Source organism: Trichococcus alkaliphilus, from assembly GCF_003008695.1.
Taxonomy (GTDB): Bacteria; Bacillota; Bacilli; order Lactobacillales; family Aerococcaceae; genus Trichococcus; species Trichococcus alkaliphilus.
Window position 1 is genome coordinate 215,072 of the sequence record NZ_PXZT01000004.1, and the last position, 11,698, is coordinate 226,769.

12 protein-coding genes are annotated in these 11,698 nt (G+C 46.3%); 4 read left to right on the forward strand and 8 right to left on the reverse strand.

What is annotated here, in order from left to right; genetic code table 11:
• Positions 1–57: 57 nt before the first annotated feature.
• From C7R73_RS05735 to C7R73_RS05750, 4 genes are all read right to left on the reverse strand, one after another.
• On the reverse strand, positions 58–273 hold the full coding sequence (locus C7R73_RS05735) for a helix-turn-helix domain-containing protein (RefSeq protein ID WP_086941475.1): 216 nt from the start codon (positions 271–273) through the stop codon (positions 58–60).
• Between the two features lie 10 nt (positions 274–283).
• Positions 284–763: a DUF2975 domain-containing protein gene (locus C7R73_RS05740; RefSeq protein WP_106449564.1), complete on the reverse strand. Its 480-nt coding sequence runs from the start codon at positions 761–763 to the stop codon at positions 284–286.
• Positions 764–1,085: 322 nt separating this feature from the next.
• The gene (locus tag C7R73_RS05745; RefSeq protein ID WP_106449565.1) at positions 1,086–1,922 is read right to left on the reverse strand and encodes a Cof-type HAD-IIB family hydrolase; all 837 of its coding nucleotides are present in this window, start codon (positions 1,920–1,922) and stop codon (positions 1,086–1,088) included.
• A 23-nt stretch (positions 1,923–1,945) separates the two neighbouring features.
• Positions 1,946–2,329 (reverse strand): VOC family protein, encoded by a 384-nt coding sequence (locus C7R73_RS05750; RefSeq protein ID WP_106449566.1) that lies wholly within the window; start codon positions 2,327–2,329, stop codon positions 1,946–1,948.
• Between the two features lie 190 nt (positions 2,330–2,519).
• On the opposite strand from C7R73_RS05750, the gene C7R73_RS05755 reads away from it, so the two are divergent.
• Both C7R73_RS05755 and C7R73_RS05760 read left to right on the forward strand, forming a co-directional pair.
• Entirely contained in the window at positions 2,520–3,434 is a 915-nt protein-coding gene (locus C7R73_RS05755) for a LysR family transcriptional regulator (RefSeq protein WP_205076474.1), read from the forward strand.
• A gap of 83 nt (positions 3,435–3,517) precedes the next feature.
• Positions 3,518–4,459: an NmrA family NAD(P)-binding protein gene (locus C7R73_RS05760; RefSeq protein ID WP_106449567.1), complete on the forward strand. Its 942-nt coding sequence runs from the start codon at positions 3,518–3,520 to the stop codon at positions 4,457–4,459.
• 122 nt (positions 4,460–4,581) lie between these two features.
• Here C7R73_RS05760 and C7R73_RS05765 read toward each other — a convergent pair whose 3' ends face one another.
• Positions 4,582–6,537 carry an NAD(+) synthase gene (locus tag C7R73_RS05765; protein ID WP_106449568.1) on the reverse strand — a complete coding sequence of 652 codons (1,956 nt, stop codon included), beginning with the start codon at positions 6,535–6,537 and terminating at the stop codon, positions 4,582–4,584.
• A gap of 127 nt (positions 6,538–6,664) precedes the next feature.
• Here C7R73_RS05765 and C7R73_RS05770 point away from each other — a divergent pair, with 127 nt between their 5' ends.
• Complete coding sequence (locus C7R73_RS05770) at positions 6,665–7,030, forward strand: NmrA family transcriptional regulator (RefSeq protein WP_239992576.1); 366 nt, start codon at positions 6,665–6,667, stop codon at positions 7,028–7,030.
• Positions 7,031–7,184: 154 nt separating this feature from the next.
• On the opposite strand, the gene C7R73_RS05775 is transcribed toward C7R73_RS05770, so the two are convergent.
• The 3 genes from C7R73_RS05775 to C7R73_RS05785 all read right to left on the reverse strand — a co-directional run bounded on the left by C7R73_RS05775 (position 7,185) and on the right by C7R73_RS05785 (position 9,418).
• A complete protein-coding gene (locus C7R73_RS05775; RefSeq protein WP_106449569.1) occupies positions 7,185–7,793 on the reverse strand; it encodes a DUF4230 domain-containing protein in 609 nt (202 codons plus the stop codon).
• Between the two features lie 108 nt (positions 7,794–7,901).
• Positions 7,902–8,279, reverse strand: a complete 378-nt coding sequence (locus C7R73_RS05780; protein WP_106449570.1) for a hypothetical protein — start codon at positions 8,277–8,279, stop codon at positions 7,902–7,904.
• A gap of 11 nt (positions 8,280–8,290) precedes the next feature.
• Positions 8,291–9,418: a DUF4878 domain-containing protein gene (locus C7R73_RS05785; protein ID WP_106449571.1), complete on the reverse strand. Its 1,128-nt coding sequence runs from the start codon at positions 9,416–9,418 to the stop codon at positions 8,291–8,293.
• 339 nt (positions 9,419–9,757) lie between these two features.
• Here C7R73_RS05785 and C7R73_RS05790 point away from each other — a divergent pair, with 339 nt between their 5' ends.
• A complete protein-coding gene (locus C7R73_RS05790; protein ID WP_106449572.1) occupies positions 9,758–11,482 on the forward strand; it encodes an ABC transporter ATP-binding protein in 1,725 nt (574 codons plus the stop codon).
• Positions 11,483–11,698 lie beyond the last annotated feature (216 nt).

Below are 11,698 nucleotides of genomic sequence, written 5' to 3' on the forward strand. Positions count from 1 at the left end.
GGCTAAGGGTTTCCCCTGTATTTTGGGTGTTATTTGGGTGATTTTGGCGCGGAACCGTTATTCCTCTTCCTCGTCCCGGTATTCCAGGATATCGCCGGGTTGGCAGTCCAAGGCTTTGCAGATGGCTTCCAATGTCGAGAAGCGGATCGCCTTCGCTTTTCCGGTTTTCAGGATGGAGAGATTCGCCATCGTGATGCCTACATGCTGCGACAGTTCGGTGACGCTCATTTTTCGTTTTGCCAACATGACGTCTATATTGATGATTATTGCCATTTTACGCACCTCATATCGTAAAGTCGTTTTCTTGTTTGATTGCAATCGCATTTTGCAGGAGTTTCTGAAGGACGGCAGCAAAAACGGCAATCACCATGCAGGCAAAAATGATGATCAAACCGATCAGGACGATGCCGGGAGCGTCATCCATGTCTCCCATCATGAAAATGAGCGGCATGAACAGGATGAACAGCCCGCCGATCGCAGCTGCACAGAGTTTGATGTTCTTCAGCACCTGCACAGTCAAATCGGAAAATGCCAAGTCCTTATCGATATAGCCCAGCAGTTTAAAGACTTGGAACAGAGCGACGAAATAGATGCCAGCAGATGCGTACAGTCCGATCATAAATGGATATTGCAAATAAGTAAGACTTGGGACCAGTTCGACCAGGAAAGCCGCAATTTCCGGGATAATAAAAATGCATAGCGCCACCACCGGAAGTCCCATCAGAACGACGACCGCCTTCAAAAAGAATGTTTCTCGTTTCATTTCTTCAACACCTCGTTTGGATTTGTTAATGCTAGTTTAGTCTATAATTTATCGTTTTACAATAAATATTTATTCTTTTAATCAATTCTTAACTAACATGCTCAGCCGCCACGGACACGAATTACCGGTGAGGAAGTCCTCGCCGGTAATTTCGACTTCATCTGACTTATAATTCCCGGTGAAGCCGCCCTCGACGGGAAAGAGGTCCTCATTTGGCGGATATTACCCGGTGAAGCGCTCCTCACCGGGTAATATCTTTGTAGAAAAAAGCCAGCCCATCCAAAGTTAAGGATGCGGTCTGGCTTTTCGGTATATTCTGTTTTCACAAGTATCTTTCAAGCATGTGCGCGATGCCGTCCTCATTGTTGGATAACGTGATTTCGTTCGCGCTCGCTTTAATGGAATCAATCGCATTGCCCATCGCGACGCCGACTCCTGCGTAGGCGATGATCGAAGTATCATTTTCTCCGTCGCCGAAGGAAATGACACTTTCGCTGCTGATTCCCAGCGGTTGCAGGGATTTATCCAGCGCGAAGGCTTTATCGATGCCTTTGTCGGTGAATTCGAAGTAGAACGGCGCGGAGAAATACCCGCTCACGCGGCCCTCGAACGGCAGCAGGATTTCTTTCCAATTTTCTTCCAGATATTCCGGTTCCCCTGCGACCAAGATTTTGTGCAATGGGAAATCCACGAAATCGGCAAGGTTGTCCACTTCGCACAATTTGAAATTGCCGCTGCGGGATTCATACTCGATGATGTTCTTCAATCCATGCGGTGGTGCGGTGATCATGCAGTCATACACATTGTTCACGTACATGTAATCCTTGTGCGCGACCATCGGCTTCACTTCAAAATTGGCAAGGTGCACCAGGATTTCCTTGCCCACCTGCTCGGACATGCTTTGGCTGAACAAAGTCTCGTTTGTTGCGCAATCCGTCACGCATGCTCCATTGTAGGACAAGAGCAGGCCGTGGTGCTGCTCCATTTTGAGTTCCTTAGAGAACCGCTCCATTGCGGATATCGGCCTTCCGGACGCCAACACGACTTTGATTCCGGCTTCTTGCGCTCTCAATAACGAATCCCTTGTTCTCGGGCTGATTTCTTTCTGGTCATTCAATAATGTGCCATCGATGTCCAAAACGATTGCTCTCAGATCCATTCAATTCACCTCATATATTATTGTCAAATCGTGATTTCGATTCTGTTTCCTTCCGGATCGCCGATGACCGATTCATAGTAGCCGTCGCCGGTCACTCTGCACGGGCTCAACAAAGGATAGCCAGCATCCACCAGTTTTTCCGTCAATGCGTCCACTATTTCTTTGCTGCCTACTGCGATGGCCAAATGCGCAAAGCCCAGTATTTCATTTGTTTGGGACCCTTTGATCACATCTTCGCGATGCATGATCTCCAATCTAGCGCCATCCGCGAAGGACAAGAAATAGGATTGGAATCCCGTTTTCTGATTGTGGTACTTTTCACCTGCCGTTGCTTTGAAGAAATCACAGTAAAATTCTTTCATTTTTTCCAAATCCGCAGTCCAAAGACCGATATGTTCTATTTTCATTTAAATACCTCCTCGATAACTAACGTTAGTATATGCCATTCATCTAATAATTACTGGCAAAACGCTTATGTTGAAATAAATTTGTCTGTACGCTTCCATTCAGACTCGAATTCGTGAAACATTCCTGTCAAAATCTCTGATTGCCTCTTAATAGTAGGATATGGTACTTTACAGACAGAAGGATTTTTGATTGGAGGCGAACCGCATCAACATCGAAAAAATCAAATACTACATTGACCTGGTGGACTGCCGCAGTTTCACGGAGACAGCTAAGCGGAACTATGTGTCGCAGACGACCATCAGCCAGACGGTCGCTTCATTGGAGGAATTATTCCAGATCCGGTTGATCAACCGCAAAAAGACGCCGATCGAGCCGACGGAAGCCGGCCAGCTTTTCTACGAGGAAGCGCTGGTGCTGTGGAAGCAATACCAAAGCATGCAGCAGAAAATGCGCAATTTTCAGGCCAATCAGCGGGAAACCTTGTCGATCGAATATTCGGCCATGACGGATATCCAGACGCTACTTTCCGTCATCCCGGCTTTCCGGAAAGAAAACCCACTGGTCGAACTGAATCTGAATAAGGTGCTGTTGAAGAATATTTCCGATTATCTCGTAAAGGGCATCTATGATGTGGCCATCGCTTTCGATTCCGAATTTGAAGGCAAAAAGGACATCACGACAGTGCCTTTGTATGCCGGTAAATACCAAGCCGTTGTCGGCGCGGGCCACCCATTGTTCGACAAAACGTCGGTTACCCTTGCTGAACTGTATCAGCACCCGCTCGTCATGCTGGACCCTTCCGTCATCGGCGCATCCTACGATTTGATGGTGCAGCATGCCAAAAAAGACGGTTATCAGCCCCAGATTGCCAAAACAGTGGACGATGTTGAAACCGAATTGTTCGCGATCCGGACCGAAAACCTGATCGGGTTTTTTCCGGACAACTACAATCTGAATTATCCGTCAGACGAAATCCGCATGATCCCGATCGAAGGCTCCTTCCATACTTTCGTGATCGCCTTGGGATATTTATCCGTCAATGCAAAGCCAGGCATCCAAGCTCTTATCCGTTCCATCAAAGCGCATTATTCGATTTCCGGATAACCCATTCGCTTTTTGTGTTGGAGTTTGCTCTCTGTTTCACATATCATGAAGATAGTTAAAAACAGACAGGAGACGATACAAATATGGGTAAATTATTATTGACAGGCGTTGACGGAAACCTTGGAAATCAGGCAGCAGAATACCTTTTGGATTTAGTCGGAAAAGATCAACTGATCTTCTGCGCATACAGCGAGGCTGCTCTGAAAAAATATGCAGACCTAGGCATTGAAACACATGTAACAAACTTTAACCACAAAGACGGCTTGGCTGAAGCTTTCGCAAATGCCGATAAAGTTGCGCTGATTTCGATGCCTTTCGTCGGCGCAAAACGCCAAAACGCGCATAAAAATGTGGTGGATGCCGCCAAAGAAGCCGGCGTTCAGCAGATCATCTACACTTCATTAGTGAACGCGGCTGACGAATCCAACCCGAGCATCGAAAAAATAGACCACATCTTCACAGAGGACTACATCAATGAAGTCGGAATGGATCATATTTTCCTGCGCAACTCTCAATACGCTGAAGCCATGGTAACCAATTACTTCACCTTTGTGAAAATGGGTGGCGTCATGCAGAACAACCAGGCTGACGGAAAAATGGCCTATATTTCACGTAAAGACTGCGCCAAAGCGGTTGCGAATGCATTGGCTACCGATAAATACCACGATGCTGTCCTGAACATCAATGGGCCTGAATTGATGACCATCACGGATTTCGTCAATTACGGCAATGAAGCGACCGGCAATAACGTCACGTACCAAGCCATCTCCGACGAAGAGAACTACGCCATCTTTGACGCAATGGGCGTGCCGAGAACCACCGAAGGTACATTCAAAAAAGACTCCGAAGCACCCTTCTCCTCTGAAGGCATGGTCACTTTCGGAGAAGCAATCCGCTTGGGCAAGATGGACAACTTCACGGATGACTTCAAACAACTGACCGGAGAAGAAGCAATCACAGTGAAATACATGTTTGAGCATGCCGATAACTTCCAAGTCGGCGAGCGCCATTCGGAAGATAAATAATACGAGAAAAGAACGTGGTTGCCTTGATGGCCCCACGTTCTTTTTTGTTTTTCATCCATAGAAAGAACATAGATTTACTAATGCCCTCCGGATCCAGAGACGGCCAGCATAGTCCTATTATGTTACACCATCCGCTCCAGCTCACTAAGCCAAAGTTCATAGCTGGCATCACTCGGCATGCGCCAATCACCTCGGGGGGAAAGACTGACCGAACCTACCTTCACGCCGTCCGGCATGCAGGAGCGTTTGAATTGTTGGGTGAAGAAACGTTTGTAGAACACCCGGAGTTGATTGATGATCGTTTGCCTATTGCTGTCCTCAAAGGCGTGCTCAGCCAGGAAAATGATCTTGGCGGGGCTGAAGCCGAACCGCAGGACATAGTAAAGGAAAAAGTCGTGCAGATCATAGGAGCCTATAACCTTTTCCGTCATCTGCTGGATATTCCCGGTCTCATCCAGCGGAAGCAATTCGGGACTGATCGGCGTATTGAGGATATCTTCCAGTACCTTTTTGATATTGGGCTCAGCCGATACCGCAAACCATGCTACTAAATATTTAACCAAGGTCTTTGGTATGCTGGAGTTGACGCCATACATGCTCATTTGATCGCCATTATACGTGCACCAACCCAATGCCAACTCCGACAAATCGCCCGTACCGACCACCAGTCCTGCCTCCTGGTTGGCGATATCCATTAAAATTTGGGTCCGCTCCCTCGCTTGGAGATTCTCGTAGGTGATATCCTTTTCATTTGGATCATGGCCGATATCCTCCATGTGCTGGATGCAGGCGTCCCGGATAGATATGTCTTTAGTCGTGATCCCCAACGCCTGCATCAGTGATGCGGCATTAGCGTAGGTGCGATTGGATGTCCCGAATCCCGGCATGGTGACCCCGATGATATCTTTGGCTGGGCGCTGAAGCTGCTTATACGCATGATAGGTCACCAGAAGGGCTAAGGTGGAATCGAGGCCACCGGAAATCCCCAACACCGCCTTCTTGATGCCTGTCTTATTCAAACGTTGGGCCAATCCGGTTGCTTGAATGGTGAATATGTCGGAACACGACTGCTCACGAGTCTGTTTTTCTGCCGGGACAAAAGGTTTAGGGTCAACCTTGCGGCGAAAGTCAGTCGTTTCATTTTCCGCATCCGGAGCTGCTGCCGCGTGATGTAGCTGGTAAATGACGGTTTGATAGTCACGGCGTTCCACATTGCCCATGAAGGAATTGATTTTTCTGCGGTCATTCATGAGACGCTCGATATCGATATCCTGGATGAGCAGGGTTTCCTGTAGGTTCATCCTGTCTTCTTGCAGCAAGGATCCGTTTTCTGCGATGATGGCATGCCCGCCAAAAACCAGATCGGTGGTAGACTCGCTGGAGCCAGACGAGGCGTATAGATATGCTGCGATACATTTCGCGGACTGTCCCGCCACCAGACTTTTTCGGTAGGCTGCCTTGCCCACCACTTCATTGCTGGCCGATAGGTTGAGGAGCAGGTTGGCCCCGTTCAGCGCATGGTTGGAACTGGGTGGAATCGGAACCCATAGATCTTCGCAAATTTCCACACCGATCACCAACTCCGAACCGGCATCTTTGAACAACAGATTCTCGCAAAACGGGACCTCTTGCCCGCAGAGGTTGATTTTGTCGGAAATGCGGTGAACGGATGAAGAAAACCAACGTTTCTCATAAAATTCATTGTAGTTAGGGATAAAGGTTTTGGGGACGATGCCTAATATTCTGCCTTTGAAGAATACTACAGCGCAATTGAACAGTTGATTGTCTGCCCGCACAGGCATCCCTGCCGCAATCACCATTTCAAGAGAATTTGTCCCCTGCAGCAATTCCGTCAACTCTTTCTCGGCCGCCTCCAGCAACAGACGCTGATGGAACAAATCCCCGCTGCTGTAGCCCGTGATACTGAGTTCAGGGAACAGAAGCACGTTGACCTTTTGAGAAGCGGCTTTAAAGCTTAAATCCAATATTTGCCGACAATTGAATGTTGGATCCGCAACCTGAAGTTTTGGAACGGCTACTCCTGCTCGGATAAAACCGAGCTCGTTTAACGTAATCACAAATAATCCACTCCTTTTCCGAAAGAAACCCGCAAATCAATAAGCGCTTTCATTTTTAAGTCACAGCCACACAAACGACATCAAGTACTGTTGCGGCCATTCCATATTATTTTCTTCTTGGCACAGTTTGGACGATCTGACGGATTTCAACACCTTTTCACTTTTCCTCTTTGCTCAAATTGTATCACACCGAAAGAGTCAACCGTTACTGCAGCGCCCGACATTCTCCGCTTTACGAATCCATGAGAACTACGCCATCTTTGATGCGATGGGCGTTCCGAGAACAACAGAAGGCGCATTCAAAAAAGACTCCGAAGCACCCTTCTCTTCAGAAGGCATGGTCACTTTCGGAGAAGCGATTCGCTTGGGCAAGATGGACAACTTCACAAATGACTTCAAACAACTGACTGGTGAGGAAGCCCTCACGGTGAAATACATGTTCGAGAATGCTGACGAGTTCCAGGTCAGCGAACGCCATTCGGAAGATAACTAAATCCGATAACAAAAAAGGAGGGGCTGTCTCAAGGTCATTTGAAATCGACTTTGAGGCAGTCCCTCTTTGTGTGGTTTTTCAGCATAAGTTGACATAGCTGATTACAGCATTAAAAAATGAACCCGCTCGGCGGTGATTCTCACCAGTAATAATTTTAATAGAACTCGATTATAACATCCTCGTAACCATTGGAGCTATAATGAGAAATCAACAATAACTCTGCTCTTTTGTCTGCCTCTTCCAAAAAGCCTTGGCTAATTTTTTCTTCTTCAAGTTGTTTTTTATGAGCATTTATTTCGTCAAAAATTATCTGAGCAGGATAATCCGAAAATATATTGCCTTTGACATCCTCCACTTTCGTTTTTTCTGTCTCAACAACATTATCGAGAATATAGGATTTCGGGACTTTTACTAATAATCGTTTGGAAATTTCATCGTACGTTTGTTGAACCTTAGAAAAATCTGTTCCTGCCTTTAGATACCCAGAATATTCGATTAGCTTGATTGCCTCTGCAAAATTAAAATCAGGAAATCCAGGCACTGGTATGCTCCTATCTGTGCGGCTTATTATTACATTACTGTATTCATACTTTAATGTCGCCAATTCTGACAGTTCTACTAATTTTTCCTGCGTTAAAGCTGTTTCTGAGGTTTTATTAGTTTGGATGGAAATTATTTCAGTTTTATTTAGTATAAACAATCCGGCTGTCAAAACAAACCCTATAGCAAGTATTGACACTAGCCTTTCCTTTAGTTTTTTCATGATGCAATTCTCCTCACATATTAATTTTGAGACGACCCCTTCATTTTTATTATGCCCTATCAGAGAATGGATCTGGAAATAGTTGAATGTTTGATTCACATCTTAAACTTACCTGAATGGCTTTCTCGCGATTTTAGAGATAGCCTGTCGGAATTCCCCCCATTGCTCAGGATAACAGTTACCTCCATGTTTAGTAATTGTAAGGCCATCCATCACTATTTCAACATGCCATTGAGTTCCATCGAGGAAGCCCGGATCTACATATTCGGCTTCCCAATTCAACAAATCTAATGTTTCCAGCTGTTCAACAAATTTTTTTGCAGTGGCTAAGCGAATGTTTCTAAGAGCCATATTTGCTGGTTCTCCTCCACCGCCATGATTCCAGTTGACCAAATTATTTTCCAAATCTACCTCTACTTGGTAATGACCACCAAAGTAGCCACCGACAGATGCTTCAATCTTTTTAATTTTTTCATATTCCGTCATAAGCATTTCCTTTATTGTGCACTGAAGTAGAAGGACGCCGAATAATTTTCATCATAGGAAATTAAGAAGTTGTCTCCTATTGGAGCGTATTTAACTACACGTCCAGATGCTTCTGCTCCAGGAAAAATATCCGAATAGCCGAATTCGTTACCATCGAGGCTAGCGTATGCATCTTGGGCAATTTCGCTACCGGATGATGAAACGATTTCAAAATTTGGCAGTATCGTAAAAGGTGTGTCTTGATTCCCATCCAACAATTTCATCGTTACATCAAAAATGACCCATTCCATGCCTTCAGGAGGTGCTTCATTGAATTGATTTTCAGCCATTAGAGTGTCCAAGGCAGCCTGACCTTTTGTGATGCCATTGATCTGAAGTGAAATGGTTCCTTCATAGTTTTCCGTCCAATCCTCATTGGAATACTCAACCGGAATTTCAATGGCTTGTCCTAAAGGCACTGGATTGCTTCTTTTCCCGGCTGCAGAGGAGTCAGTAGTAGATTCCTCTGTGCTGGTTTCATCGACTGGCTCGGTTTCCTCAAAAGCGCCCTCCAATTCGGTGCTGAGTGACATAAAGCCTGACATGACCACATCCATCATTTCATCAGTAATTTCCTTGATATACCACTCGTTGTCCTGCTTTACTAAATCGATTTTCAAAGTAGCTTCTTTAAACGTTTCCGAAACGATCTCTGCCTGTTCCTTCATCGTATCAGCAAACATCTGATTCGTTTCCTCTTCGGTCATTTCCGTACCGCTGAATGCCAAGGGTAACATTTTCATGAATGCGGAACTGATTGTTGCTTTAATCAAGGGTGCGCCGTCAACATATTTCGCGTTCATCGTCACGACTGCTTTGTCGCCGTCAATTTCGCTTCCGGTTACTTCGTAAGTCATTTTTTCAGCATTGGTTTTGAAATATTCCAATAGGTATTCATTCGAATCATCGGTCAGAAGTTCTTCCGGATCCGTCACTTCTTCCTCATTCGTAGAAAGGACAGCTGCTGCCATTGCTTCGGTATCAAGTTGTTGGCCAGCCGTGAAAAATTCCTCCACTGTTGATTCAGGTTTAGCGCCACTACATCCGGCCAATAAAGCTAGTGACAGCATCGATACTGCGATTGTTCTCCATTTTCTCATTCTCTTACTCCTCCAATTTTCGAATTGTGATCCTAAGCATCCTTCTATATAAACACCTACGGATTACCCAATTGATTAAGCAAATGTTTCTGTGACTGTAGTATCGCCCATTGATTGAGTCCAGCTTTTGATGTCCGGATACTCAAGAGCTCAGCCTTCTGGACCATGCCAATAGAGGGATATTTATTTTAATATAATTGTACCACTATGCGGATGTTAAGCAACATTATTCAAACAAACTTTTTCCAGAAGTCCGCAGGAATTTAAAGGAGCGTATCAATACCTCATTCCGGCAATCTATGTTATAACTATATTCGAATGATTTTAGAGGAGGTACTCATGCTTAAACGTTTTTTCGGCTATTATAAACCCTACAAGCATCTGTTTATGCTTGATTTTTGTTGCGCTATTTTGGCGGCTGTCTTGGAACTTTCTTTCCCGGTCGTCGTCAACAGCGTCATTGATTCGATTTTGCCTTCCGGGCAGTGGAATTTGATACTCATGGTTTCGCTGGGCCTGTTGGTGTTGTACATCGTCAACACAGCAATGCAGTATATCGTCGTCTATTTCGGGCATGTACTCGGGGTCAACATCGAGACCGATATGCGCCGGGAACTGTATGGACACATGCAGAAGCAGCCTTTCAGTTACTATGATGACCAGCAAACCGGCAAATTGATGTCACGGCTGACGACGGATCTGTTCGAGATTTCCGAAGTTGCGCATCACGGGCCCGAGGATATCTTCATCACCATCATCACCTTGTTGGGATCTTTCCTTTTGATGCTGCAGATCCATGTGCCGTTGGCGATCGCCACTTTCGTCATGATTCCCTTCATTACGATTGCGCTCGTCTTTTTCAACAAGAAAATGACCAAGATCAATACCCGCATTTTTGAAGAGCTGGGGGAATTCAGTGCGGGGATTGAAGCGTCTGTCAGCGGCATCCGCGTCGTGCAGGCATTCGCGAACGAAGCCTATGAAGCGAAACGGTTCGAAGGATTGAACCGGGCCTATCGTCGCTCCAAAATTGCCTTCTACAAAATGATGGGCATCAGTTCTTCCTATAACTATCTGCTGATCCGGCTGATCAACTTGTTCGCGCTGTTCTTCGGAGCCTATTACACTATCCAGGGTCAGCTTTCCTACGGCGAGTTCGTCGGTTTCATCCTCTTGTCCAACATTTTTGTCCGTCCGATTGAGAAAGTGAACACTATGATCGAAAGTTATCCGAAAGGCATCGCCGGTTTCAGACGCTTCACCGAAGAGTTGGACCGCACACCGGATATTCTGGATAAACCCGGTGCCATCGAAGTGAGCCATTTGAAAGGCGATATCGTCTATAGCCAAGTGTCATTCGGCTATGACGGTTCCAAAAAAGTGTTGGACAGGATCGATCTGAAGATCCGGGCTGGCGAAACGGTCGCTTTCGTCGGTCCAAGCGGCGCCGGGAAAACGACCTTGTGCAACCTCCTTCCCCGCTTTTACGAAGCTACTGAAGGGACCGTCACAGTCGACGGCATCAACATCCAGGATTTGATGTTGCGGTCCTTGCGCAACCAAATCGGTGTCGTGCAGCAGGATGTCTTCCTCTTCCCGGGAACCGTAAGGGAAAACATCGCCTACGGGAAATTGGACGCGACCGATGCGGAAATCCAACAAGCAGCCCAGATGGCCAATCTGGAAAAAGTCATAGCGGAAATGCCAAATGGGTTCGACTCGATGATCGGAGAACGCGGCGTCAAATTGTCCGGCGGACAAAAGCAGCGGCTTTCGATTGCGCGTATGTTCCTGAAAAATCCGCCGATCCTGATTTTGGATGAGGCGACTTCCGCGCTGGATACCGAAACCGAACAAGTCATCCAGGAATCGTTGGATAACCTGTCGAAAGGCCGGACGACTCTGATCATCGCCCACCGTTTGACGACCATCAAGCATGCCGACAGGATCATCGTCGTCGATGAACAAGGGATTTCCGAACAGGGCTCGCACAAGGAGTTGCTGGCTCAGGACGGAACCTACCGTCGCCTGTACGAGGCCCAGTTTTTGGGAATCGACCAGTAGTGGTATTGTCCCTTTTATTCGGGAATTGAATTTTTGCCCAGAAATAACCCGTCAAAACCACTTTGGCGGGGAAAATCAGTCCAAATCACAGTCCGAAAACCCGCCAAAACGACCTGGGCGGGGAAAAACGTCCGCGGACAACACGAGATTCCCCGCGAAAACCACTTGAGGCTGCTGAAAAAGTAGCTTAGATAACATAAAAGGATTAACAAAAAT

Excerpts from the sequence above, each read along its gene's own strand:
- C7R73_RS05735 (WP_086941475.1), bottom strand. The coding sequence starts at position 273 with ATGGCAATAATCATCAATATAGACGTCATGTTGGCAAAACGAAAAATG.
- C7R73_RS05740 (WP_106449564.1), bottom strand. The coding sequence starts at position 763 with ATGAAACGAGAAACATTCTTTTTGAAGGCGGTCGTCGTTCTGATGGGA.
- C7R73_RS05745 (WP_106449565.1), bottom strand. The coding sequence starts at position 1,922 with ATGGATCTGAGAGCAATCGTTTTGGACATCGATGGCACATTATTGAAT.
- C7R73_RS05750 (WP_106449566.1), bottom strand. The coding sequence starts at position 2,329 with ATGAAAATAGAACATATCGGTCTTTGGACTGCGGATTTGGAAAAAATG.
- C7R73_RS05760 (WP_106449567.1), top strand. The coding sequence starts at position 3,518 with ATGGGTAAATTATTATTGACAGGCGTTGACGGAAACCTTGGAAATCAG.
- C7R73_RS05775 (WP_106449569.1), bottom strand. The coding sequence starts at position 7,793 with ATGAAAAAACTAAAGGAAAGGCTAGTGTCAATACTTGCTATAGGGTTT.
- C7R73_RS05780 (WP_106449570.1), bottom strand. The coding sequence starts at position 8,279 with ATGACGGAATATGAAAAAATTAAAAAGATTGAAGCATCTGTCGGTGGC.
- C7R73_RS05785 (WP_106449571.1), bottom strand. The coding sequence starts at position 9,418 with ATGAGAAAATGGAGAACAATCGCAGTATCGATGCTGTCACTAGCTTTA.
- C7R73_RS05790 (WP_106449572.1), top strand. The coding sequence starts at position 9,758 with ATGCTTAAACGTTTTTTCGGCTATTATAAACCCTACAAGCATCTGTTT.